This window comes from Neobacillus sp. DY30 (genome assembly GCF_030123065.1).
GTDB lineage: Bacteria > Bacillota > Bacilli > Bacillales > Cytobacillaceae > Neobacillus.
Genome location: NZ_CP126093.1, coordinates 1371670 through 1396378, shown reverse-complemented (window position 1 = coordinate 1396378; position 24709 = coordinate 1371670). Strand labels below are relative to the sequence as shown.

24 protein-coding genes are annotated in these 24709 nt (G+C 37.1%); 2 read left to right on the top strand and 22 right to left on the bottom strand.

Annotation, left to right across the window (positions count from 1 at the left end; genetic code table 11):
• Positions 1-36: 36 nt before the first annotated feature.
• From QNH29_RS06805 to QNH29_RS06740, 14 genes are all read right to left on the bottom strand, one after another.
• Positions 37-957, bottom strand: a complete 921-nt coding sequence (locus QNH29_RS06805; RefSeq protein WP_283864062.1) for an ArsR/SmtB family transcription factor — start codon at positions 955-957, stop codon at positions 37-39.
• 112 nt (positions 958-1069) lie between these two features.
• Complete coding sequence (locus QNH29_RS06800) at positions 1070-2230, bottom strand: enolase C-terminal domain-like protein (RefSeq protein ID WP_283864061.1); 1161 nt, start codon at positions 2228-2230, stop codon at positions 1070-1072.
• Positions 2231-2257: 27 nt separating this feature from the next.
• Complete coding sequence (locus QNH29_RS06795) at positions 2258-3082, bottom strand: carbohydrate ABC transporter permease (RefSeq protein WP_283864060.1); 825 nt, start codon at positions 3080-3082, stop codon at positions 2258-2260.
• 10 nt (positions 3083-3092) lie between these two features.
• Positions 3093-4046 (bottom strand): carbohydrate ABC transporter permease, encoded by a 954-nt coding sequence (locus QNH29_RS06790; protein ID WP_283864059.1) that lies wholly within the window; start codon positions 4044-4046, stop codon positions 3093-3095.
• Between the two features lie 132 nt (positions 4047-4178).
• Positions 4179-5468 carry an extracellular solute-binding protein gene (locus tag QNH29_RS06785; protein ID WP_283864058.1) on the bottom strand — a complete coding sequence of 430 codons (1290 nt, stop codon included), beginning with the start codon at positions 5466-5468 and terminating at the stop codon, positions 4179-4181.
• Positions 5469-5836: 368 nt separating this feature from the next.
• Complete coding sequence (locus QNH29_RS06780) at positions 5837-5974, bottom strand: hypothetical protein (RefSeq protein WP_283864057.1); 138 nt, start codon at positions 5972-5974, stop codon at positions 5837-5839.
• A gap of 15 nt (positions 5975-5989) precedes the next feature.
• Entirely contained in the window at positions 5990-9235 is a 3246-nt protein-coding gene (locus QNH29_RS06775; protein WP_283864056.1) for a hypothetical protein, read from the bottom strand.
• Positions 9232-10644, bottom strand: coding sequence for a glycosyltransferase family 2 protein (locus QNH29_RS06770; protein WP_283864055.1), 1413 nt, complete (start codon positions 10642-10644; stop codon positions 9232-9234). Before QNH29_RS06770 ends, QNH29_RS06775 begins: the two co-directional genes overlap by 4 nt.
• Positions 10645-10647: 3 nt before the next feature.
• The gene (locus QNH29_RS06765; protein WP_283864054.1) at positions 10648-11685 is read right to left on the bottom strand and encodes a HEAT repeat domain-containing protein; all 1038 of its coding nucleotides are present in this window, start codon (positions 11683-11685) and stop codon (positions 10648-10650) included.
• The gene (locus QNH29_RS06760; RefSeq protein ID WP_283864053.1) at positions 11682-12104 is read right to left on the bottom strand and encodes a response regulator transcription factor; all 423 of its coding nucleotides are present in this window, start codon (positions 12102-12104) and stop codon (positions 11682-11684) included. Before QNH29_RS06760 ends, QNH29_RS06765 begins: the two co-directional genes overlap by 4 nt.
• Positions 12105-12331: 227 nt before the next feature.
• Positions 12332-12727 (bottom strand): cytidine deaminase, encoded by a 396-nt coding sequence (locus QNH29_RS06755; protein WP_283864052.1) that lies wholly within the window; start codon positions 12725-12727, stop codon positions 12332-12334.
• 28 nt (positions 12728-12755) lie between these two features.
• Positions 12756-12923 (bottom strand): XapX domain-containing protein, encoded by a 168-nt coding sequence (locus QNH29_RS06750; protein WP_283864051.1) that lies wholly within the window; start codon positions 12921-12923, stop codon positions 12756-12758.
• Positions 12924-12944: 21 nt separating this feature from the next.
• On the bottom strand, positions 12945-13619 hold the full coding sequence (gene deoC / locus QNH29_RS06745; protein WP_283864050.1) for a deoxyribose-phosphate aldolase: 675 nt from the start codon (positions 13617-13619) through the stop codon (positions 12945-12947).
• Positions 13620-13735: 116 nt separating this feature from the next.
• On the bottom strand, positions 13736-14680 hold the full coding sequence (locus QNH29_RS06740; protein ID WP_283864049.1) for a DNA-binding transcriptional repressor DeoR: 945 nt from the start codon (positions 14678-14680) through the stop codon (positions 13736-13738).
• Positions 14681-14943: 263 nt separating this feature from the next.
• Between QNH29_RS06740 and QNH29_RS06735 the strand changes: the two genes are divergently transcribed.
• A complete protein-coding gene (locus QNH29_RS06735) occupies positions 14944-17118 on the top strand; it encodes an MMPL family transporter (RefSeq protein ID WP_283864048.1) in 2175 nt (724 codons plus the stop codon).
• A gap of 20 nt (positions 17119-17138) precedes the next feature.
• Here QNH29_RS06735 and QNH29_RS06730 read toward each other — a convergent pair whose 3' ends face one another.
• The 7 genes from QNH29_RS06730 to QNH29_RS06700 all read right to left on the bottom strand — a co-directional run bounded on the left by QNH29_RS06730 (position 17139) and on the right by QNH29_RS06700 (position 21556).
• Positions 17139-17480: a cupin domain-containing protein gene (locus QNH29_RS06730; protein WP_283864047.1), complete on the bottom strand. Its 342-nt coding sequence runs from the start codon at positions 17478-17480 to the stop codon at positions 17139-17141.
• Between the two features lie 323 nt (positions 17481-17803).
• On the bottom strand, positions 17804-18355 hold the full coding sequence (locus QNH29_RS06725; protein ID WP_283864046.1) for a 2-oxoacid:ferredoxin oxidoreductase subunit gamma family protein: 552 nt from the start codon (positions 18353-18355) through the stop codon (positions 17804-17806).
• Position 18356: 1 nt separating this feature from the next.
• Positions 18357-19109 (bottom strand): thiamine pyrophosphate-dependent enzyme, encoded by a 753-nt coding sequence (locus QNH29_RS06720; protein ID WP_283864045.1) that lies wholly within the window; start codon positions 19107-19109, stop codon positions 18357-18359.
• Positions 19106-20170 carry a 3-methyl-2-oxobutanoate dehydrogenase subunit VorB gene (locus QNH29_RS06715; RefSeq protein ID WP_283864044.1) on the bottom strand — a complete coding sequence of 355 codons (1065 nt, stop codon included), beginning with the start codon at positions 20168-20170 and terminating at the stop codon, positions 19106-19108. Before QNH29_RS06715 ends, QNH29_RS06720 begins: the two co-directional genes overlap by 4 nt.
• Positions 20171-20189: 19 nt before the next feature.
• Entirely contained in the window at positions 20190-20420 is a 231-nt protein-coding gene (locus tag QNH29_RS06710; protein WP_283864043.1) for a 4Fe-4S binding protein, read from the bottom strand.
• A gap of 11 nt (positions 20421-20431) precedes the next feature.
• On the bottom strand, positions 20432-21109 hold the full coding sequence (locus tag QNH29_RS06705; protein ID WP_283864042.1) for a hypothetical protein: 678 nt from the start codon (positions 21107-21109) through the stop codon (positions 20432-20434).
• Positions 21110-21235: 126 nt separating this feature from the next.
• The gene (locus QNH29_RS06700; protein ID WP_283864041.1) at positions 21236-21556 is read right to left on the bottom strand and encodes a hypothetical protein; all 321 of its coding nucleotides are present in this window, start codon (positions 21554-21556) and stop codon (positions 21236-21238) included.
• 201 nt (positions 21557-21757) lie between these two features.
• Between QNH29_RS06700 and QNH29_RS06695 the strand changes: the two genes are divergently transcribed.
• Positions 21758-22879 carry a metallophosphoesterase gene (locus QNH29_RS06695; protein ID WP_283864040.1) on the top strand — a complete coding sequence of 374 codons (1122 nt, stop codon included), beginning with the start codon at positions 21758-21760 and terminating at the stop codon, positions 22877-22879.
• Between the two features lie 453 nt (positions 22880-23332).
• Here QNH29_RS06695 and fabF read toward each other — a convergent pair whose 3' ends face one another.
• Entirely contained in the window at positions 23333-24574 is a 1242-nt protein-coding gene (gene fabF, locus QNH29_RS06690) for a beta-ketoacyl-ACP synthase II (RefSeq protein WP_283864039.1), read from the bottom strand.
• Positions 24575-24709 lie beyond the last annotated feature (135 nt).

Genomic DNA, 24709 nt, shown 5'->3' with positions numbered 1-24709 from the left:
CTGTTTAAGAATTACAGCGTCTTCAAAAACCATGCTTTATTTTTTATGATAGCTAATTTTCATAACTAACCCTTGCTTATAGTTTCCGAATCTTTGTCCAAATAAATTTAACCCACCAGCATTTTTGGCATCTTCTTTTACACCTATTCGAACAGGGAAATATGGTAAGGATTCTAATGACAAATCTTTTAAAGTAATGTTAGATATTCTCTTATTATCAAGATAGGACCCGTTTTGTCCTACTTTCCAATACTTCAATTCGCCGTATTGGGTGCTCGATGTCTTTCTCCAAATTGGAGTATATAAACCTCTTTCTCCTCCAAAGTCACTAAGGCATGTCCAAGTACCAATTTCAATGTTGTTCACCCAAATCGTGATATCCGATGGCCAATCCTCTCGATGATAGGGTGCTTCGGAGCAAGCTTCAGTTGAAATGACTAATTCTTTAATTACCGCGTTTAAAGGTAATCGGTTTGGAAATCGATATTCTATGTACCCTTTACGAAACCATAACAATTGAGCATGTCTTTTATTAGGCTCAAAAAAAATCCGAGGATTATCTAAGGGGCCTATATAACCATTTTCATCTGCCAATCCGCATGTGGGTTCAACCTGACAATCTACATAGTCGCCTATTGGTAAATCAATGATATAATGGTCTTCCTGATTTGTCAGATCCACTGGGCTTAAATTCACTATGATATTGTCGTATTTTTTTGAACTAACCTTTTGGTTTCCATGTCCAGGTATTATTTCAGTTGTTATAATCCCTGAATCCTGTAATTTTTGAATATTGACAGCAGTAGTTGAAAAGGGAAGTTGTAGTTTTTCAGAAATTTCGTTTACATTTAAAGGTCCGTGATTCAAAGCACGTAGAATATTTAATCGTTGTTCATTTGATAAAGCCTTAAAAATTTTCAGTCCCTCATCATCTATAGAAACTTTTAAGTCTCTCATATATGGCTCCTTTCTAAAAAAGGAATGAAGGTTACTACTAGAGCAGTGCTTCAATCCTTTTTATTTTATTTCTATCTGCCGGCCTAAAAAAACAGAAATAGGATATTTAAGTTCACTTTGGCAGGGTCTCCTTTGTATTCATTTTAACAGACCACCCATTAGATTCAACAACCTTTAAAAAATAGGAATCATCTAATTTTAAACCAAACCCAGGTAAATTAGGAATGGAAACTTTCCCTGCATTAATCCTATAAGCTGTATCATCTATTCCATGGATGTTCATTTCATCCCACTCAATTAATAAAAATCCATTTATATTTGGTGCTAAATGTCCGAGTACAAAATTCCCGTATGAACCACCATAGTTATGTGGTGCTGTTTTAATATTTACTTGATCTAATTCTGCTCCAAGTTCCAGCCATTTATGAAAACCATAAGACCGAATATCATACTGAATGGCGTCGATTAGTCCTTCCTTAGCCCAGCCTACTAGGTTTAGAGAGGCATCTCCTTCGCCATCAACAACCATGATATTTAAGTTTTGTTTATCTAACCATAATTTTAAGTCCTTTAAGTATTCAGGGTCTTCATGAAATGGCTCTTCTATCCAGGTTAACTTAGCATCAGCTGTTGCAGCAAGGACTTCTTTGGTCAAGTTAAGATTATATCCATTATTAGCGTCAATCATGATTTTTGAATCAGGACCCACTACTTCTCGAACACCTTTAATAATGGAAATATCACGATTTTTACCTTCTTCGAGAGGCATATGCATGGCACCTCTTCCTACTTTTATCTTAAAATGGCGATGACCCTTTCTAAGCCCTTCTAACGCTTGTGACTGTATTAACTTAACTGCATCTTGATCACTTTCTAGATGAAGATCATCAAAGTATAAAGATGTATCATAGCAAGGTACAGAATAGTTTGATGTTTTTAAACCTGATATTATTTCATAAACAGGCATTGTTGTAGCCTGCCCGATCCAATCCAACAACGGGAACTCTACTGAGTAATAGTTTTCTTTGACTCTGCCCCCGTCAGTAAACAAATCCCCTACGGTTAGACCGATTAATTTCTCTGCACTCTCCTTTGTAATTCGAGACCACCCAAAACCTTGTATCCCATCAATTGTAATTCGTACAATATCTATAGGTACTTCACATCCATGAACGCCTAGTCTAGCATTACATCCTGCAGGACGAGGACGTATTCCGGTTAACCTTGCCCATTCAATTTTTTCTACCTTCCAATTTTTATTTATATTTTTCATTTGATTCTCTCCCCTTTTGAATTTGATTTATTTAATACCAGTAAATGAAATCCCTTTTATTATCTGTTTTTGGAAAATAAGGAACACAATGAGTACCGGAATAGATACAATGACATTTGCCGCCATCGGAATGGTATAATCTACAACGAACCCTGAATTAAAGAAAGGGATTCCAACGGGTATCGTCATTTTATCTGCTGAGGTTATGCTAATGAAAGGCCACAAAAATTCTTTCCATGTACTTAGAAAAGTGAATATACCAAGTGCAGCTATAGCAGATCGTGAAAGAGGTAATGTGATTAGATATAACATTCGATACATTCCACACCCATCTATTTTTGCAGCTTCATATAGTTCTTTTGGTAACCCATCAAAGAATTGCTTTAAAAAAATCATTCCAAATGGAACGGCTATCACTGGTAGAATTAAAGAACTATATGTATCCAATAGATTCATATCCCTAAATAAAATATATAAAGGAACTAGAATTGCCTCCCCTGGAACCATTAGTCCTGCTAAAATAATCCAAAATAGAATACGACTTCCTGGAAAGCGGTTTAAGGAAAAAGGAAAAGCGGCTAATCCTGATAAGATAAGAACAAAGACTGTTGTAATAGTTGAAATTAGAAAACTGTTCCAGAGCCACAAAAGAACTGGTGCATTACTAAATACATGTACATAGTTTTCTATTGAAAAAGGTGGCTTTAACCAATTGATAACTGATAGAAGACTACCTGATGCTTTAAAAGAAACAAGCAAAACCCAGATCAGTGGGATTATCCATAACAAGGCTAGAATGAATGCAAAAGTATACGTTATTTTGATTCCATTTTTTTCGATAAAATCTCCCATTTTCATCCCCCTAATCTTCTTTATTTTGTAGCCTAAATTGAATAAAGGACCATATTAATAGAACAAGAAAAAAAAGATAAGACATCGCTGACGCTGTCCCAAATTGATATTTTTGAAACCCTTCCTCATAAATGTATTGAATAATAGTCCGAGTAGAGCCTGCAGGTCCCCCTTGTGTTACCAGATAAACCTGTGAAAAGATTTTAAACGAAGCAATTATTTGTAGGAAAACTACTAAAAGTGTTACCCGTTTTAAGGATGGAATTGTGATATGTTTTAATCGATCCCATGGACTGGCGCCGTCAATTTTAGCAGCTTCATATAGTTCATCTGAAATATCTTGGAGCCCTGCTAGATAGATAACCATATTAAATCCAACTGTCCACCATAACGTAATACCAATGATTGAAATCCATGCTAGAACAGGGTCTCCTAACCATAAAATATCATTTTTGACTCCTATTACTTTTAAAAGTGAGTTTACCATTCCACTGTAGTTATCTAGAACGGCTTCCCAAACACTTGCAACTACAGAGACCGCTAACACCATGGGCATAAAGAAGATTAATCTAAAAATAACTTGACCTTTTAGTGGTTGGTGTACAATTAAGGCAAGGATAAATCCTACTAGTACAATCACTGGCGTTGAAAGAACCACGAATAATAGCGTATGCCATAATGAGCTGAAAAATATCGGGTCAGTTAAGACTTTTATATAATTTTGTAAACCAATAAAGGTTTTATCACCGAGAATTTTCCAATCATAAAAACTTACAAAAAAACCCTTCGCAACAGGATATAAAGTAAAAATAGAGTAAATCAACAAAAAAGGTAATAGAAGAATATAAGAATTAACATTTTTCTTGATCAATTTCCACCTAGACTCTTTTATTGAAAAATAAATTACCTCATTATCTATTCTTACTTTAGCCTGTTTACTCGTTACTTCGGGAAATTGTTCCATCCTTTTTTCCTCCTTTCCAATTTTGAATACAAGTGTGTGAACAATAATACCTGACACCCCACCACAGACCACCTTGATATTGTAGGGGGTGTCTGACACCCTGTTTTCGGTCATTCCTTGTTAATTAAGTTATTAATCTTGCAGTTGATCGTTTATTACCTGTTCTACTTTTTTCAATCCTTCTTCTACTGAAACGTTCTTAATCCAAATACTATCAAGCACATCCATGAGTTCTGAAGAATTTGCGAACCATACTTTTTCATTCGGTGGTAAATATTCCATATATTCCGATTCCGATTCATATTCGGAACGGAATGGCTGGTCCTTTAGTTCCTTTGACCCTAATGCATTTTTAGAAACTGGCAAATGCCCAGCTTTAGACCATTTCCATCCGTTATCGGTGACCCATTTAACAAATGTCATGGCTGCTTTTGTTGTCTTTTCGTCTCTATTAGGATTAGTTGGCAAAATAAATGTATGGGAGTCAGCATATACACTTGGCTTGTCAAATAAAGTAGGGAACTTTAAAACACCTAAGTCGTCACCCAAAACTTTATACGTATTATCAACAGCGCCAGTGACATTGATCATAAATGCGGCTTTTCCAGATTGAAACATTTCATCAATATTCTCAATTTTAGGAGGCACAACTTTGTAAGTATTATATAAATCATAAACTGCCTTTAATGAATTTTTTCCAATCTCTTTATCAATTGTCGCTTTAGCATCTTTTGAACTATATATATCTCCCCCACCTAATTGTTTATAAAATGTGTACCATAAACGAAGTGGATGAGTACCCTGTCCTCGAAGTGCTAAAGGTGTAATATCCGGATTTTCTTCTTTCACTTTTTCCAAAAGACTAATAAATTCCTCGTAATTATTAAACTCAGGTTGTCCTTCAGCATTTAACAAATTCAAATCACCTAAAAGCTTTTTATTATAGAAGAGCAAGAATGCATGATAGTCTAGTGGAACAGCATAATTTGTTCCATCAATAATAGTAGAGTTCACTGCATTTTCAGATAAGTCATCAAAATTGATTCCATTGGCCTCCGCAATTTCACCCATCGGTTGGATAACTCCCTCATGTTCTAATTGCATGACTCTAGTTGCATGAGATATTCCAAGATCTGGAGCTTTATTTCCTAAAACTGAAGTAGTTAATTTTGTGTAATATTCTCCCCACTCTTGTGTAATCTTTTCAACCTTAATGGATGGATGTTCTTTGTTAAATTCGTTGACCATCTCAGTCATTACCGTCCCATCGTTTCCACTAAATAAATCCCAGAAAACAACTTTTGTTGGAGAATCAGACGATGTAGAGTCACTCTCTCCTTGAGTACTATTTGAACTGCATCCTGCTATAACGAGTATTATGCTAATTAGTAGAAGAAACATTTTAATAGAATTCATTTTCATCTTACATTCCCCCCATTATATTATTAAGAAAATTCAACAAACTATAAACAACAAAAATTAACACATAACAACTTTTAATGTAATAAGAAGCATATTGAAACATTCTTCCCCTTTTTTAAGGGTAAGTAATGAACAATGAATCTTACTTTCAGTAAACTTAACTCGTATTATGTTTTATTGTAATAAGTTTCAAAAAAAAAGACATGATATACTCTTTACCGGAATCTCCAATACATAATAGTATTTTCTAATCACCCCTTTGAATTAGCTTCAAAACGTTTTGAAAATTCAGAATAATTATTCCTTTTCATTGTAACCATTTTCATTTCTTGTGTCAACACAAATCATCATTATTAGTATTCAAACATTTAACCAACATTAAAAGAACCTGCAACAAAGTCGCAGGTTCTTTTAATGTCTTCACTTTTTTGGGTACAGCTCTCCATTACTAACCAAGGAATGCTGGTCAGGTCCCCAGCACCGATAAAACCAATTTTTTTATTCAAAAACTGCACCTTCTTTTACTTTTCTAACCTCGTTTCTTCGTATGTTTCCTTTATAATACCATAAGATTTCTTTAGTCTTTCATAAAATAATGGCTGTTCCCACTTATTCCATGAATAGAGAAATACATCTTTTTGCAGGAGCTGGTTATTATTGGATTGTTTAGGAATCGTCTGGACAAGTTTACCTTGTTCGATTGCTGCTGCAGCAATCCGAATTCTCTCAATCGTTTCACTCGCGGCTAAACCGTTCTTCCATACGTCCCCCATTGCTTCTTTTAAGCTTGGATCCTTAACATTTACGAGCTGCCAAGGGATCCTTATTTCAATGATTTTTTTATCGCTGCTCATACTAACATCAGTCAGTGAGTTAAACTGTTCATGTTCCGGGTTAGCATTACCAAACTGTAATACACCTGTTTCATATCCCTCAAACGGTACTAAGATGTTTGTTGATGGGATGGTCAATTCTTTATTAAGTGCTAACCGAATAGGATGAAATACGCCATTATTTTTTTGATTTGGATAAGGTTCTCTTTTTTCCATATTCAGCATATGAGCATATAGGTAGTAGTAAGTATCATAATAACTGTCTACCATAACTCTTGAACTTTTTTCCCCAGTTAGACTGATTAAAAAGTCTACACCCAAATCCGTTTGTAATTCAGCTTCCTTTGAAAAATGAATCGTGTTTTGCCCCTGTTCGCCAATGGTATCAAGGAGTAAATAAATTGATTGTTCAGCAAAGTTAATTGGTTTTGCTGATGAAAGTAAAAAATATAGATATCCACTATCAGAGGATATTTTAACATCATTTATAACTTCCTTCGTTTCACTTGACTTAAAAATGGTTTTACTATTGGTATCTTTCCAATCAATTGGGTTACCGTCTACTAAAATCGCTGTATCTTTTTCCCCTGGTTCAAAAGAAAGCAGTCCGAAATGCTGTTCGTTTGTTTGCTGATTGTTCCAGTACGGTCTCCTGTCAGGATTATCAAAATCCATCGTATTCCAAGTCCGTTTAAACCATTCATCCTGCCAAGTGAAGATCAGTCCTCCTGCGTATCCCTCTGAAACAATGGATTTAAATAATCTCTGATTTATCTTTCCTTGTTCTTCTTCAGAATGAAAACCCTGGTTCATTCCATAGGCATTTTTGTGCGTTAATCCTCTTGAAGATGGTACGCCAAATTCAGCTACCAGCACCGGCATTTTATGTGATGCAATTAAATCATTTAAGTATCCTGCATAATTATTCTTTTTACCTGTTGAATCTACATAGTCTAAGTATTTTTTCTCGTAATTTAAAAAATCAGGATAGTACGGATAAATATGATAAGAAGCAAATAAACCGGCAAAAAAACGATCAGCTGAAAGAATATGATTCGGATTTATCGAAACTAGATCTTCATTTTCTAAAGGCTCTGAGGGATGCGCTAACAGGTCGGTCGTCACCCAGTTGGTAAAACTGATACTATGCTGCCAATTGTATTGTGTAGTTTCATAAGCGGCTGTATATTCCATCAATTGCGCTAACCAAATTTCGAATGCACTTGCATTAGTTGTTTTAAAATATACCCCATCAAATTCTTTTATATCCATATGCTTTAGATTAGTGCTAGTCACCATATATGGATCCCATTCTGTCCCTACGATAATCCCAAGAACATATTTTGAAATATCATATTTGTAAATACCAGAGGCATGTCCGGGCCGTACAGGCAGCTCAGCCTGACCATGAATAACATCCACTAAATGCTTAATTTCCGTTTGTGCGTCCTCTATAACTTCTGGAGCGAATGCATCTTGGTGTTGAATCAGTTTTTCTTCATTCACCCAGGAGCCATGAAATAGAAATAACGGTTTATCTGCAGCCAAATTATATTCGTAGAAAGCTTCGTAAAACTCCGGAGGATGCAGCGTATAAATTCTAATCGCATTGGCGTTCATTTCACCAATTTTTCTAAACCAACGTGAATATTCTTCCTTCGTTATGGAAGTCTCTCCTGGAAAATAGCCGGGTTTGCCAATTCCCATGTTGACACCTTTTATTAAGAAATCGTTCCATTCGCCATTTTTTTGTACTTGTATATAAGAATCTCCTGTTTTGCTATTGGTCTTAATCTTGTTAACTTCTACAACTTCAACTTCTTCTTGTTTGAGGGTTTTATTTAGACCAGTATCTAATAATGATTTCATCATAGGAACATATACTTCCCAATAGAACGAATCTTGTGTTCCAAAACGCTGCTTCCAAAGATCAATTCCTTTGGTTTGATAGATAGCCGGAACCTCTGCCTCATCGGCATAATCCCCAGAAAAGTAATAGGAATTATATCTTGCATTTTGATGATGGATGATTGCAGGGAAATCAGCGGGTATTCCCAGTCCGAGCAACTCTTCCTTCTTCTTTGCTGTGATTGGAAGATGATATTCTGCTAGTACTTCATCTTTGTTTCCAGCAGAATTAATATCAAACCAATATTGATATTCACCTTGAAGTTCCCGATTAAAGAAGTTCTCTCCTTTTTTTGTTAGTTTAAATAAGGCGCCGCTTTCTGATATATTCTTTTCATCGACCACTACAATTTCATTATTTTTACTTACGAAAACAAAGCCTTCTCCTTTATAAGCCCACTGTCCTCCATTTGCCTTGTATTGTTCTCTCACCCAAACCGGCACTTCCTTGTTGTTTAGGTCAGGAAAATATCTGCCAATCCACCCTGTCCATTCTAGATTTAAAAGGTTTGCAATTTTATCACGGACGGCAGCAGGAGTCGGACTGGCAAATGTATTAAATTCTGCAATCAATGTTTTGCCTTTGGAGGAAAGTAAGGCTTGTTCTATTCGATCTACATCCGATGACTCCAAGCCTCCGTATATGATGGAAGATCTCTCACCAGTTTCGTTTTCACCAATAAAATCTTCTTCGTACACTCCATATTGATCGGTTAAATAATAAACGTCATAATTTTTTAAATTCTCAGGTAAAGATGTAATAGTATATTGTTGTCCATCTTTTGGGATAAAACCTTTATAATCTTCATTTATGTCATAAGGTTTTTTATTTTCCTTTACGTACTTAGCATTATTTAATATCCATACGAGTCCTTTGTGTTCTCTATAAGTTTGATCCGGCACAGTCTTATCATAGATGAGTACATTTAACTCTTTAGAAGGCTGTAACAGCCAAAACCAGTAAGGACTTAACAGGATAATAATAAATAAAATTGCATACACAATTAAGGAGGTTTGTCTTGTCATTTTGAAACACCTTTTCTTTTCATTTCTCCCCAGCTCGTATCCCCTATCAGCATTTGCCATACTCCTTCGCATCTCCAAAATACCGTTATAGGACGATACCAAATGGTTTCCGTTAATGAATATAGAAAAAGCTTTATAATATCCGTTACTTTTGGGTATTTTGTTAAACTCCACTCTTCTAATAACACTGCTGCCATTGAAAAAAGTGACCCATAAAGGCAGGAAAGGAGAAATAATAATATTGCAAATTCGATATAAACACCGCCCAAAAACAGACAGAGAACCATAAATATGTATCCTAGAAACTCTATAATTGGTCCCAAAAACTCAACAACCCAAAAATAGGGAAATGAAATAATCCCAATGGAACCATATTTAGGGTTAAAAGTCAGCCTTCGATGTGTCCATAAGCTTTCAAATAGTCCTCGGTGCCAGCGCCGTCTTTGCCTTCTCAATATGGTCATGTCTTCAGGGACTTCAGTCCAACAAACCGGATCGGGAACATAAACAATCTTTTTGTTTACCCGCTTTTCTTTTAACAAACGATGAATCCTGACAACTAACTCCATGTCCTCCCCCACGGTATCTGTCTTATAGCCGCCAGCCTCAATTGTCCAATGCTTCGAAAAAACACCAAAAGCACCAGAAATAATTAACAACAGATTATGTCTGCTTAAACCTATTCTTCCCATGAGAAAGGCACGGAGATATTCTATAATTTGCATGATGACTAAGGGATTATCAGAGAGACCTATCTTCAATATATGTCCATTTTTAATTTCACAGCCGTTAGCAATACGAACACTGCCACCAGAGGCAATTACCTCTTCATTAGAATCAATGATGGGCTTCATGACCTTAAGAAAGGCATCTGGCTCCAATACAGAATCACCATCCAGGGAGCAAAAGTAAGGGTAGTGGGAAAAATTAAGGCCAACATTCAATGCATCTGCTTTCCCGCCATTCTCCTTATCAACTAAGAAAAGATTAGAAAGAATAGTGGATTGATAGATAGTCTTAATCGGTTTGGTATTAATTTGTTTACGAACAACTCTGCTGATTTCTTTCATCTCGTATTGTTCAATCATTTTTTTCAATGTTTCATCCGTTGAACCATCATTGACAACAATGATTTCAAAAGTAGGATAATTTACGCTCAATAGTGATCGTACGCTTTGAATAATTCCCGCTTCCTCATTATAGGCGGGAACAATAATCGAGACTGGTCTTGTGTAAAATTCATCCATATAATCCTCAAAGGCCTGTATTCGGTCTAATTGATATTCTTTGCGAAGCTGAAACATTGAGATCATTAGAATAACAGAATAGAAAACAATAACAATCACCATGTATACAGCAATAAACCAGCCAAAAACAGATACAATATCCAGCCAATGTAAATTTAGCATGTTCTATACTCCTTTATGAAGCCAATCCCAAGCCATGTCTCTTGCAAAAGCATCCTCGGAGGTTTCTAAAACGGATTGCAAAATTGCCTTACCATCTGGGAACTGACTAATAGATTGGCCTGCCTGTGAACGGACCCACCAATTCTGATCATGGAGCAGTTCAATTAACCTTGGAATTCCTTTTTCAGCTTTTATAGAACCTATAAGTTTTGCCGCTACCATCCTCTCTTGCCAGCTGGCAGAGTGTAATAATTGCAGGTATGGTTCTATATTGCTTACAAATCCTAATTCGGCTAAAGCCTTCAAAGCCCTTAGCCTAACTTCCCCTTTATAGGAAATAAAAATATTCTCTGTAAAAGATCGGTACTCTAACGCTTTTTTTAGTGAGATAACATCAAGTATGGCATATTGAAGTGCGGGGGTGCTTTTGTGAAAATCTAACACAAATTGATCAAATAAACTATGAGTTAACTTCATTAAGATACTTCGGTACTCATACTCCGATAAATCATTATAGTGTTTAGGAAGCATGTCCTTTAAACCGCTAAATTGGAACGAGGCTAAGATTCTAAGGATATGAATTGTTTCTTGATGTGTAATGTTTTTCTTTTTACTTAAAAGAACGACTTCATTTTTAAGGTTTGTCATATGAAAATCTTCAATATGATAAAGTGCATTCATACGGTGGCTCCATCTCTTGCTTTTAAGCCGCTTTCGATAGTATCCCTCTAAAGAAAGAGAAGCTAGATTTGATAATCTTTCTTTCTCTTCCTTACCTTCTAGAATCTTCACATATTTGCTTAATAATTCTTCCATTGCCTTTTGTTGTATTGCTGTTTCACACCGTATTCCCCTGAAAGATTGACCTTCTGCTATTATCGAAAAAATTTGTGTGTTTACTTTATTTTTATAGTCTTCAATTTCTCTTCTTTTTTTAATATCTCGTACCTTCCGAATTATCAAATAAAGTAATAATAATGATAGTATGCACGTCAGTGACAATGTAATTATAGATAGAAACATAATCTCTTGATTGATCATTGCTTCATCCTTTGAATAATTTGTTGTACTCTTGTCTGGAGCTCCTTGATACTAAAAGGTTTGGTTACATAATCATCCGCACCTAGTTTTAATGCTTTGTTAATTTCAGCCGGACTTTTTCTTCCTGAAAGCATTAATACATAAACATGCCTGCTCAAGTCACTTTTTACTTTTTGTAAAATCTCAATACCATCCATTCCTGGCATAATGCCGTCAAGAATTAATAAATGTTCATCTGTTTCTTCTATGCGTTTTGATTCAAAAAATTGAATACCATCTTTATATGTTTTTATATCTAACTCAAACCGTTCAATATTCATCAAATTAAGGATTCTCACCAGCATGGATTGAATCATGACATCATTATCGATAATTGAAATTGACAGTTTCTTTTTGTTTTCTAGCTTAATATTATCCACTCTTTTCTTCCTCTTTCATTTTCTTTCCATTGATAAATTTTCTGTTTTTATTCTTTTAATTATGCCCTTTTCATTGAAAAGCATGAAAAAGATATATTTAGATTCTAATCGTATTTAAACAAGGGTACAATAAATAATATCAAAAAATGATGAAAATTGAATAATTTTGTCGATTAAAGGATACTTCAAATAAAAAAAGAAGCAGGATTCTTATCCTGCCTCTCGTTTTATTTTAAATCATCTGGAGAAAATGCACCTGGAAGAAGGTCTTTCACAGTGATTCTTTGAATATCCCCTTTTAAATTCGTAAGGATAACCTCCATTTCGGAATCACAAAGCTCAGAAATTACCTGCCGGCAGGCCCCACAAGGAGAAACTGGTCCATCAGTATCGGCTACAACTACAAGTGACTCGAATTGAGTAACACCTTCAGAGTATGCCTTAAATAAAGCTGTTCTTTCTGCGCAGTTTGTCATTCCATATGAAGCATTTTCAATATTACACCCACGAAATACTTTCCCATCTTTTGCTAAAAGTGCTGCACCCACTTGAAATTTAGAATACGGCACATATGCATACCCGCGTGCCTTTAATGCTTCTTCCAAAAGTCGTTTTTCATCCATCCTTTTCACACTCCGCACACAACTTTATTTATTGGAAAAATTTGACCATCCAACTGGCAATAACGCCTCCAAAATAAACACCGAAAACCCCAACAACTGCGGAAAATACGGGTGGAGCAGGTAATGGCAGCCTCATAAATTTAAATATGATTCCAACGATTAATCCAGCAACTAAAGCTAATACTACTTCTTTCATCCTTTTCCCTCAAATCGTTAGTTAATAATTGCTTTGAGAAATTTCACCTTTACTAATAGAAACTCCTGAACTTGCACCGATACGCGTAGCGCCTGCTTCAATCATAGCAAGTGCATCCTCACGGCTGCGGACGCCGCCAGAAGCTTTTACACCAATATCTGGTCCAACGGTTTCTCTCATTATTCGGATATCTTCAACTGTAGCCCCGCCTGTAGAGAACCCTGTAGAGGTTTTTACAAAATCAGCTCCAGCCTTAACAGAAAGTTGACATGCTCTTACTTTCTCTTCATCCGTTAAAAGACATGTCTCGATAATAACTTTTGTTAACGCTTTACCCTTCGCAGCCTCAACAACAGCTTTAATATCCCTCTCAACTAAATCATCCTGCTTATCCTTAAGGGCGCCGATGTTAATTACCATATCAATTTCAGCTGCACCATTTTCAATCGCATTTTTCGTTTCAAAAGCTTTCGTTTCTGGTGTTGAAGCACCTAGAGGAAAACCAATTACGGTACATACTTTTACTTCTGGAGTATCTTTAAGCATATCTGCTGATATTTTAACCCAAGTCGGATTAACACATACGGAAGCGAAAGAATATTTCTTAGCTTCTTCTACTAACTTCACGATTTCATCTTTTGTTGCATTTGCTTTTAATAATGTATGATCAATCATTCTTGTAACATTTTGAGTCATCTTGCTTATCCTCCCTGTTTTACAAAGCTATATATTCCAATTTTTATGACACTCTAACTATATCAACACATTGAACATTTGTAAACACATAAATGAACGAATGTAAAATTATGTACCTATGAGTTTTTATCAAGTAAATATTTTGCTGTGAATTGATCTGTTATTAGTACATTGGCATATTGGCCTTTTAATGCACCGTAGATTCCATCAATTTTATTAGGACCGCCTGCAACTAGAATGGAATATTCCTTTTTTCGCAGATCCTCAAGTTTCACACCTAATGTTCTTCCATTAAGGCCGTCATCACATATTTCGCCATTTTTATCAAAGAATCGTGAACAAATGTCCCCTACTGCTTTTTCATTTAATACCTTTTGGTCACTATCAGTAAAATATCCCATTTGAAATAGTAACGAATCTTTCTTGATTGAACCGATGGTAAATAGTGCGATATTCGCCATTTTACCCAATTCAAGAATTTTATTAATATGACGGTCTGCTTCCATAGCCTGTTTTACAACAACATGGTCAACAATCGCAGGCAAAGGGAGATTTAAAGGTGTTGTGTTGTACGCCTTTCCAAATAGATACAAGATCTCTGACGCGTAATTGTTGGTTTCTGCGTGACTGACCCCGCCTTTTAGCTGAACTACCTTTACATCTTTGACAAATTTCTGTTTTAGCTCCACCGCGATATGGTATAGTGTCGTTCCCCATGTAACACCAATAATGTCCTGATCCTTTACAATTTCATCTAGAAATAATGCAGCTTTTTCTCCCAGATAATTTTTGATAATATGATTTTCGAATTGCGGAATAGGCGTAACAATTGCTCTTTTTAAATTGAACTTATTTTCTAGCTTTGCAGCTAAATTTTCAACATCTTCCGTTGGGTCGATGATATTTATTTGGACAATTCCCTTCTCTTTTGCAAGCTGCAATAAGCGGGAAACTGTAGGACGTGAAACACCTAATATCTTGGCAATTTCGTTTTGATTATGATCCAATAAATAATATAACTTTGCTGCTTCTATTACTTTACCAAGCTTTTCTTGCTCCATTGTTTACACCTTCTTTCCTGGCTTTTTTATTATTATAACAAGACACATGTTAAATCCATATCTTTTTACATTTATAAAATATATAGTGAACATTATTTCAGATTAATGTTATTCACTTATTTTTGTATTTTCGTTATTCATTGAGGGAATCATTCTTATCATATTTAATCCATTTCATTCGCCACGAAATAGTAAACCATAACTCTTTATGAGTTCTGCTATACTATGGTAAGGGATGATTTCCAAAAAAAGGAGGCAGTAAAATGGAGACCCTCGGCAGCATCATATACCGTTATCGCAAATGGGTACTGGCGCTTTGGATATTGATAATTGGAATATCAGGAGTGTTCGCAATAAAATTACCTTCTGTACTCAGCGGCAACGGATTTGAGTATAAAGGGGAATACAATGAAACAAGAAAACTGCTTGAAAAAGATTTTGGTCATGCGAAATCTTCCATTATTCTTGTTTTTCAAAGAGAAAGCAGCGTAAGTGACGATAATTGGAATCAATTTATCAAAGAGACCTTCGAGAACCTGAAAAAATTTGATGGGGCTAAAAGTATTACTACCCCTTATGATCGAGATGGAATGATAGCAGAGGAGTATGCTTATGGCCTTATATCTTTTAATAAAGGTGCGGAAGGCTTAAGTGATGAAATACAACAATTGAACAAGATTCTGAAAAATAAAAAGGGATTAAAGGTTACGATGACAGGTGAGCCTATTATCGTTCAAGACCTTAATATCGCCAGCCAAGAAGATTTAGCAAAAGCTGAAATGATTGGACTGCCGATTGCAATGATTGTTTTAGTCCTTGCCTTTGGCGGCTTAATCGCTGCCTCTATTCCCATTGTCATCGGGGTAGTATCAATTTTAACGACAATGGGTGCTGTTTACTTTTTTAGTTATGGTACAGATTTGACTATTTTTATTTTAAATATTGTCCCAATGATAGGACTCGCTTTAAGTATCGATTTTGCCCTGTTATTAATAAACCGTTATAAAGAGGAGTTACATACCAAGTCCATTGAAGATTCCATTAAAATTAGCGTAGCAACCGCGGGACGGTCTATTATTTTTTCTGGTCTATGTGTTTTTATTGGTTTATCTGCCTTATGGTTTATTCAAATCGATATCTTTCAAAATGTTGCTCTTGGAGGGATGGCAGTAGTATTCATTTCTGCCTTCTGCGCCTTAACCTTTCTCCCTGCCATACTAGCTGTTCTTGGAGCTAAAATTAATAAATTCAGTGTCCTTCGAATAAACGATAATAAAACGAGTATATGGCATAGATTTGCAAAGTTTGTAATGAGGCGCCCGGTTCTTATGGCAGCGGCAGCTCTAGCGATACTGCTTGCAGGTCTTATCCCTGTTGCTCAGATGACGATGTCGATCCCAGGGACAGAATCACTTCCGGCAAAGTATCCATCAAGAGCAGCTTTTGAAGCCTTTGAGGAGAACTTTATCCCAGAAGATAAACGAAATGAAAAGAAAGTTTCTGTGGTGCTTGAAACAAAAGGAAATGTTTTAGAAACCAACAACCTCGAGAAGGTAAGCAGCTTTCTCGATGAGCTTTCAAAAGATAAACTGGTTGATTCCGTAGATTCTCCTTTTTCTGTGACTGGCATCCAGGATGTAGAAATGCTGTCCCAACTGCTTCTTTTTGGACAAAGAGAACAGACTGCACCCATTCTGGACTATTTTGTTCAAGGCAATAAAATGTTGATTGAAGTTTTTTTAAACACCAATGACCATTCCCCAAAAGCTAGAGAATGGATTCGTGATTGGTCCACCAGGGAGTTGGGCATAACTGCCCATTTTGGCGGAGCGATAAAGTTTGAGCAGGAAATCTTTGATGAAATTTATGAAAAAGCTCCTATAGGATTATTATTAATTGTTATCTCAACCTTCTTCATTCTTATGGCCGCCTTTCGGTCAATCCTAATTCCCTTAAAGGCTATATTAATGAATATATTAAGCTTAAGCTGCACGTTCGGAATTGTTGTCTGGATTTTCCAACAGGGGCATTTAGGAGTAGAACCTACCGATATTGCCCTGATTTTACCTGTTTTTGTATTCACTCTCGTATTTGGACTTTCAATGGATTACGAAGTGTTTTTGATTTCGAGAATTCAGGAGTTTTATTTAAAAACTGGTGATAATACTGAAGCTACAATATCCGGCTTAACGTATACGAGTAAAATTATTACCTCCGCGGCTGCGATTATGATTGTTGTTACTGGAGCATTTGCCTTTACGGGTGTCATGCCGATTAAACAACTAGGAGTCGGTATAGCCATTGCAATTTTTATTGACGCTACTATTGTCAGGATGGTTCTTGTTCCTGCTCTAATGAAATTATTTGGAGATTGGAATTGGTGGTTCTTTGGGTATCAGAATAAAAGCTTAACAAGGCACAAAAAGAAGCCAGCCTAACCTAGGCTGGCTTCCCTATTCTATATATTTTGAGCATATTGTTCGCTCGGCACTTTACTTAAAATAACATATAAGCTTACAGGTTCATTGCCTGTATTAGTAAAGGCAAGCTCTTCTTCCCCGCCTACATGTATTATATCCGCTTCAGATACTTCAGTTTCTAGACCATCAATAATGAATACACCACTTCCGGTTACTACATAAAGATATACTTCTGTTCCTGGATGCTTATGGACTGGAAGCTGTTGTCCAGGTGAAAAATTTAAAACAAATGCTGTCGTTTCGCCTTTTTTATAAATGATTCTTTTGGTGAATCTTTCTTCACTATACTCTTGGTAAGCTTTAAGGGTGCTTTTTTCCACGTTAAATTCCTCCAATCGTTCTTATTCTTAAATTCTAACTGAAAGTCATTTTCAGTTAAGTGAAGCACATCACTTACTTACCTTTTATGTACGATACTAGGTAATCTTTTTATCCCCTCGGTACAAACTAGACTTCCTAAAAATCCAACTATAATACTTGAAGAAATGATTTTTAATGCATAAAAAATACCTGTGCCAGTAAGACAATCTAGTATTAAAAACTTTTTAATCGTTGATCCTTTAATTGTATAAAAAACAACTTGATTTTGTTTTTTCATACTTACCTATCACACCCATTATATTTTTCCTAAGGATATGATTCATCAAGATTGTCTTATTACAGAAATCATGGATGCCCCTTTATTAAGGGCTTGTTTGTTAATCTCAATTAAATGGTGTTTTTCTTCAGGCAAAACTTTTTTCAATGATTCGATAATGGATTCAAACACAACCACCTTTGTAAATTCGCTAAAGACACCTAACAGTATCATGTTAGCGACCCGTGTATTCCCCATTTCAGCAGCCATACCGGCTGCTGGTATTTCAATGATTTCGATATCACAGCGTTTTGAAACTCTTGTCACCAATGATGAATCGATAATTAATAATCCACCCGGCTGCACACGGTTTTCGAACTTTTCAAAAGAAGGGTTATTTAGAACAATCGCGGTCGAAGGATTTGTAACGAGCGGGGAACCGACTGGTTCATCTGAAACAACCACAGCACAATTTGCCGTGCCGCCGCGTTGTTCTGGACCGTAGGATGGAAGCCATGAAACCCCTTTCCCCTCAAGCATACCAGCGTATGCTATTAGTTGCCCCATTGACATGATACCCTGTCCGCCAAATCCTGCAATAATGATTTCCTCCATCATGTTACTTGCCCTCCTGTTTATTTTTGTAAACCCCAAGAGGATATACAGGTATCATATTGTTTTTTATCCATACAAGAGATTCATATGGGTCAATTCCCCAGTTGGTGGGACAGGTTGACAATAGCTCTACCATAGAAAAGCCAAGCCCATTCTTTTGTACTTCAAATGCCTTCCGAATCGCACGTTTTGCCTTTTGGATATGGTTCACATCATGTGTTGAAACTCGTTCAATATAGGCAGTTCCATCTAAGGTTGCGAGCATCTCACATACTTTAATTGGCGAGCCCTGAACACTTTCATCTCGTCCAAAAGGTGTTGTAGCTGTCTTTTGTCCGATCAGGGTAGTCGGTGCCATTTGTCCGCCAGTCATACCATAAATTGCATTGTTTACAAAGATAACTGTAATCTTTTCTCCTCTAGCAGCGGCGTGAATAACTTCGCTTATGCCGATTGATGCAAGATCGCCATCACCTTGATACGTAAATACAAAGCGATCAGGAAGCACCCTTTTCACACCTGTAGCAACAGCGGGGGCACGGCCGTGAGCCGCCTGGGTCATATCACAATTAAAATATTCATAGGATAATACTGAACACCCTACAGAGGCAACCCCAATGGTATCCTCTAAAATACCCATTTCTTCCAAAACCTCTCCGACTAGCCGGTGAATAATGCCGTGCGTACAGCCAGGGCAGTAGTGCGTAGGGTTTTCGGTCAACCCGATTGTTTTAGTAAAAACAGTCTTCATAGTCATACCGAAATCCCCCCAGATACTGATAGTATCTTTTGATAAATTTCTTCCTGTGTCGGTACCACTCCACCCGTCCGGCCAAAGAAGTCCACCGCAGCATGTCCGTTAACAGCCAACCTTACATCCTCAACCATCTGTCCGGCACTCATTTCTACAGATATATATCCCTTTACTCGATCTCTCGTTTCTAAAAACGGTTTTTCAGGGAATGGCCACAGTGAAATCGGACGGATTAGTCCTGCCTTTAATCCTTCCTGCCTTGCCTTATTAATAGCATTTATCGTAATTCGAGCTACTGTACCGAAAGCAACCAGTATATATTCAGCATCATCTAGTTCATAAGTTTCATAGCGCACTTCATTTTCTTTTATTCTTGCAAATTTCTGCTGCAGTTTATGGTTACGCTCTTCGAGTGCCTCAGCATTAAGTTCAAGAGATGTAATAATTTTAGGAGCTCCATCTCCACGTGTACCAGTAGTTGCCCAACTCTTCTCAGGAAGTGCAGATTCATTCCGCTCTTTAAACTCAACTGGCTCCATCATTTGCCCAAGCATCCCATCCCCCATAAGAATAACAGGCGTCCGATAGCGGTCGGCAATGTTAAATGCTTCTCTAGTCAATTCAACTATTTCTTGTAAAGAGGCTGGTGCTAACACGGGGATATTATAGTCCCCATGACCGCCGCCTTTTGTCACTTGGAAGTAGTCTGACTGCGCAGGCTGGATATTCCCTAATCCTGGACCTCCACGCACAATGTTAACTACCACTGCTGGAAGCTCTGAACCTACTAAATAGGAAATACCCTCTTGTTTTAAACTGAATCCAGGGCTTGAGGATGAAGTCATTACCCTTACTCCTGTTCCAGAAGCACCATAAACCATATGAATCGCAGCAATTTCACTTTCGGCCTGTAGGAATAACCCTCCAACTTCAGGAAGTCTCCTTGCCATATATGCTACTAGCTCACTCTGTGGTGTAATAGGGTAGCCAAAAAAGTACTTACAACCCGCTTGGACTGCTGCTTCTGCTATTACTTCATTTCCTTTCATTAAAACTTTCCCCATACCTAACACTCCTTTCCTATTAAACAGGTTGCATCACCTTTACTGGTCTGTACACCGATATCACAGAATCTGGACATAGTTGAGCACACTTCCCACAGCTAATGCATTTTTCCTGCTTGGTTACAGCTGCCGGGCGATAACCTTTGCCATTTAAGTAGTCTGCTAGAAAAATAACATTTGCTGGACAAACCTGAACACAAAGCCCGCAGGATTTACAACCATTCTCATTAAAAACAACTCTCTTTTCCACTATTTTTCCTCCTATCCTTCCCAAGGTAATTTCATATAGCGTTTGATAAACATTACCTGATGATTTCTGGCAAAATTAATAGCCTCGTTTTTTAAATCTACAGAAATGGTTGTATTTAAAAGGGGGATTGAAAGCTGGCTGGATATCTTTGAGCTTAATTCGTAACCGTTAAGGATGTCAGCCATGGCCGTTTCACTGCCAATATTGGAATTGTTAATGATTCCCGTTACCTTTAGACGGGATGCTTTTTCAATCTGCTTAATCGTATCACTTGCTCCTTCGAAGGTACTGACATATGGACGGTTTACGTTTAGGACAAATAGCAGTTCAGGTTTTAATTCCTTCCATTCATGATAATACTGCCCTAATGCCCTTGCTCCGTCTTTATCACCACCGGCATCGATAATCACCCGATAGCGATGATCATGTAAAATACGATAGATTTCTCCGGAAACTATGGGTAAATCTGAGGTTGCCAATCGGTTGGCAGGGGCTATTAGTTCTATATCCTGCTGTGTGAAAATATCCGAAACATCTCTTGCTCGAAAGTAAGGGTTAATAATGTCTAAGTCATTAATAGCTGTTCTGGTATGTATCTTTTTCTCATTCAAGGTCATATTTATCGCAATTTCGGTTTTTCCACTTCCAAAATGACCGGTCAGGATGGTAATCCTTTTATTAAATTGCATGTGTATAAACAACCCCTTGACTTTTGTAAGCGCTAACATTACATGTATTTTTTTTATTATAAAGCAACCTATCATACAGCTGCATTGACCAATATCACAGAAAAAAAAGAAGTTCAATGAACTTCTTTATGACATATAAGATATGATAACTTTTTGCGGTACTTCAATCTCATCATCATGATTTGTTTTTAGTCGTCCACAGGAAGGCATTTCAAATGAGAAATCTTCTACTTTTGAAGGGATAATACCTTCAGACTTTAATTGCGAGAACACTAGCTGCATTCCATCCTCTGTTGATAGGGTTTCATTGGATCCCTCTACCTGGAAGCACTCTACACAAGTTTCAATAATATTTTCAGAAATCTGCTCCTCTGCAAACACCAATTTCGCCCCGGCAATCTTCTCTACTTCCATATTTTCTAACTCAATGATTGTTGTGATATTCATATCTCAAACCTCCACCTTTTGTCTCTTCTATTATAAGTAATCTCCTCAAAGGATTTTTTTGAAACACTCTTTTTTCACTATTTATTCATATGTTTTTGACAATTTTTTGTCATACTTGAGAAATTTTTAACAATGTATCAACAAATGCAAAATGCCAAATAATAACACCTGATAAGAAGTTTAGAGGAGGCTGACATATTTATGAACAACAAAAAGTTTTTCCCTTTACTCTTCATTAGCACGATTTTTTGCTTCTGCTTCCCGTCTAGTTTGTTTGCTGAAGAAAGCAGTACAGTCAACAACAATGGAATTATTGATTTGCGAATACTTGAGACAACAGACCTCCATGCAGCTTTAGTGAATTATGATTATTATCAAACTAAAACAGACAATACAATAGGGCTTGTAAAAACAGCAAGTCTTATTCATCAGGCAAGAAGCGAAGCTGTCAACTCCTTGTTGTTTGACAATGGGGACCATTTAAAAGGAAATCCGCTGGGTGAATACTTAGTAAGAATACGGGGGATTCAAAAAGGAAGAATACATCCTGTTTACCGTGCTTTTAATTATTTAAAATATGATGCTATTACAATTGGAAATCACGAATTTAATTATGGCTTGAAGTTTTTAACTACTGTCCTTAAGGGATTAAAGATGCCGATTGTAAATGCAAATGTTTACTCCGTTAAAAAGAATAAACCCTATTTTAAACCTTATGTTATTTTAAAAAGAAGTGTTGTTGACAAGCAAGGGAAGGAACATCAATTGAATATTGGTGTCATAGGATTTATGCCTCCGCAGATTATGAGATGGGACAAGGCAAATCTAGAAGGAAAAGTAATAGCACGGCCAATCGTGGAGAGTGCTAAGGAATTTGTACCTATCATGAAGGCAGAGGGTGCTGATATTATTATCGCACTTGCCCATACAGGAATAGACAGTGAACCCTATCACCCCGAAACGGAAAACGCAGTTTATTACCTTAGTGACATTCCTGAGATTGATGCAATTTTAGCAGGACACTCTCATAGCGTATTTCCTGGCCCTACCTTTAAAAATTTACCTTTGGCAAACATTAACGAAGGAAAAATTAAAGGAAAACCAGTTGTAATGGCAGCTGCCTTTGGAAGCCGCCTTGGGATAATTGACCTTCAGCTTGAGGTCAAGGATGGAACGTGGAAAGTGTTAAACAGCAGATCATTTACAAGACCGATTGCAGATGAATATGGGGAACCTCTTGTAAAAACGGATAAAAAGTTATTCAAACTGATTAAACCTGAGCACCAGGAAACAGTCGATTTCTTAAAAAAGCTTGGTATATAGAAATATTAATTAATCGTTGAGAAATCCAGTTGGATCCTTATAGTGACCGTAGCTCTTACTTTTTTGGGTTTCGGTCGCTATCAAGCTTTTATAGTGACCATAGCTCTTACCTTTTTTGGGTTTCGGTCACAATAGAGCTCTTATAGTGACCGTACCTCTTACCTTTTTGCGGTTTCGGTCACTATAGAGCTTTTATAGTGACCTTAGCTCTTACCTTTTTTGGGTTTCGGTCACTATAGAGCTCTTATAGTGACCTTAGCTCTTACCTTTTTTGGGTTTCGGTCACTATAGAGCTTTTATAGTGACCTTAGCTCTTACCTTTTTTGGGTTTCGGTCACTATAGAGCTTTATAGTGACCGTACCTCTTACCTTTTTTGGGTTTCGGGCACTATAGAGCTCTTATAGTGACCGTACCTCTTACCTTTTTTGGGTTTCGGTCACTATAGAGTTTTTTTACTCAGCAAATTTTTTAAATATTAAAGTGGCATTATGACCGCCAAATCCTAAAGAATTGGATAAAACTACATCGATATCCTTTTCCTTTGCCACGTTAGGGACATAATCTAAATCCAGTTCTTCATCAGGAGTTTCATAATTGATTGTTGGGGGGATGATTCCATCCTTGATTGCCAAAAGTGAAAAAATCGCCTCTATTGCCCCGGTTGCTCCCAACAAGTGTCCGGTCATTGATTTCGTCGAACTGACAGATAGTTTATAGGCATGTTCTTTGAAAACTTCTTTGATGGCTAATGTTTCATATAAATCATTATAATAGGTGGACGTACCATGAGCGTTGATATAGTCCACTTGTTCAGTAGTCATTCCGGCGTCAGCTAATGCTAATTTCATTGCTCTTCCTGCCCCTTCTCCTTCAGGTGCGGGAGTCGTAATATGGTGGGCATCACCTGTAGCTCCATACCCAGCTAATTCTCCATATATCGCAGCACCACGAGCTAATGCGTGTTCTAATTCTTCTAATACTACGATACCCGCGCCTTCCCCTATGACAAATCCGTCACGATTCTTATCAAACGGTCTGCTAGCGGTGTTCGGGTCCGGATTTTTTGAAAGAGCGGTCATATTTGAAAATCCCGCGACAGTCATCCCAGTGATGGTTGCTTCCGTTCCGCCGGCAATCATCACATCCACATCCCCTTTTTGAATCACCCGGAATGCATCTCCAATTGAATTGGCTCCAGACGCACATGCTGTAACCGAACAATTGTTGATTCCTTTCGCTCCAAGTGAAATGGATACTTGTCCTGCTGCCATATCGGGAATAAACATCGGTATCGTAAACGGGTTGACCCTTCTTTGGCCTTTTTCAATAAACTTCCGATGCTGTTCCTCGAATTCAGCTAATCCGCCAATTCCTGATCCAATCCAAACGCCGACCCGTTCCGGTTGAATATCTACTCCAATGTTGATACCTGCATCCTTAACAGCCATTTGACTTGCTGCAATAGCAAACTGGCTGTAACGCCCCATCCTTCTTGCTTCTTTTTTATCCATAAACTCCTCTGGCGCAAAGCCTTTAACTTCTGCTGCAATCTTGATGTCAACCTTTTCTACATCAAAAAGGGTTGCATGGCCAATACCGGAAACACCATTTTTAATCTGTTCCCATGATGTATGAGCATCATTTCCCAAAGGAGTGACTGCTCCAACACCTGTAATCACTACTCTTTTATTCATTCAATGCTCACTCCTAAATATTTTTAAATGATTTCTACTCTCTTTCTCCAGTTTAACGAATTCAGAGAGAGCGGACAAATTAAATTACTCCGGTATTGCACTAAACATTACGAAATACAGCAAAAAACGATAGGT

Excerpts from the sequence above, each read along its gene's own strand:
- QNH29_RS06805 (WP_283864062.1), bottom strand. The coding sequence starts at position 957 with ATGAGAGACTTAAAAGTTTCTATAGATGATGAGGGACTGAAAATTTTT.
- QNH29_RS06800 (WP_283864061.1), bottom strand. The coding sequence starts at position 2,230 with ATGAAAAATATAAATAAAAATTGGAAGGTAGAAAAAATTGAATGGGCA.
- QNH29_RS06795 (WP_283864060.1), bottom strand. The coding sequence starts at position 3,082 with ATGGGAGATTTTATCGAAAAAAATGGAATCAAAATAACGTATACTTTT.
- QNH29_RS06790 (WP_283864059.1), bottom strand. The coding sequence starts at position 4,046 with ATGGAACAATTTCCCGAAGTAACGAGTAAACAGGCTAAAGTAAGAATA.
- QNH29_RS06785 (WP_283864058.1), bottom strand. The coding sequence starts at position 5,468 with ATGAAAATGAATTCTATTAAAATGTTTCTTCTACTAATTAGCATAATA.
- QNH29_RS06775 (WP_283864056.1), bottom strand. The coding sequence starts at position 9,235 with ATGACAAGACAAACCTCCTTAATTGTGTATGCAATTTTATTTATTATT.
- QNH29_RS06770 (WP_283864055.1), bottom strand. The coding sequence starts at position 10,644 with ATGCTAAATTTACATTGGCTGGATATTGTATCTGTTTTTGGCTGGTTT.
- QNH29_RS06765 (WP_283864054.1), bottom strand. The coding sequence starts at position 11,685 with ATGATCAATCAAGAGATTATGTTTCTATCTATAATTACATTGTCACTG.
- QNH29_RS06755 (WP_283864052.1), bottom strand. The coding sequence starts at position 12,727 with ATGGATGAAAAACGACTTTTGGAAGAAGCATTAAAGGCACGCGGGTAT.
- QNH29_RS06750 (WP_283864051.1), bottom strand. The coding sequence starts at position 12,923 with ATGAAAGAAGTAGTATTAGCTTTAGTTGCTGGATTAATCGTTGGAATC.
- deoC (WP_283864050.1), bottom strand. The coding sequence starts at position 13,619 with ATGACTCAAAATGTTACAAGAATGATTGATCATACATTATTAAAAGCA.
- QNH29_RS06740 (WP_283864049.1), bottom strand. The coding sequence starts at position 14,680 with ATGGAGCAAGAAAAGCTTGGTAAAGTAATAGAAGCAGCAAAGTTATAT.
- QNH29_RS06735 (WP_283864048.1), top strand. The coding sequence starts at position 14,944 with ATGGAGACCCTCGGCAGCATCATATACCGTTATCGCAAATGGGTACTG.
- QNH29_RS06725 (WP_283864046.1), bottom strand. The coding sequence starts at position 18,355 with ATGATGGAGGAAATCATTATTGCAGGATTTGGCGGACAGGGTATCATG.
- QNH29_RS06720 (WP_283864045.1), bottom strand. The coding sequence starts at position 19,109 with ATGACTATGAAGACTGTTTTTACTAAAACAATCGGGTTGACCGAAAAC.
- QNH29_RS06715 (WP_283864044.1), bottom strand. The coding sequence starts at position 20,170 with ATGGGGAAAGTTTTAATGAAAGGAAATGAAGTAATAGCAGAAGCAGCA.
- QNH29_RS06705 (WP_283864042.1), bottom strand. The coding sequence starts at position 21,109 with ATGCAATTTAATAAAAGGATTACCATCCTGACCGGTCATTTTGGAAGT.
- QNH29_RS06700 (WP_283864041.1), bottom strand. The coding sequence starts at position 21,556 with ATGAATATCACAACAATCATTGAGTTAGAAAATATGGAAGTAGAGAAG.
- QNH29_RS06695 (WP_283864040.1), top strand. The coding sequence starts at position 21,758 with ATGAACAACAAAAAGTTTTTCCCTTTACTCTTCATTAGCACGATTTTT.
- fabF (WP_283864039.1), bottom strand. The coding sequence starts at position 24,574 with ATGAATAAAAGAGTAGTGATTACAGGTGTTGGAGCAGTCACTCCTTTG.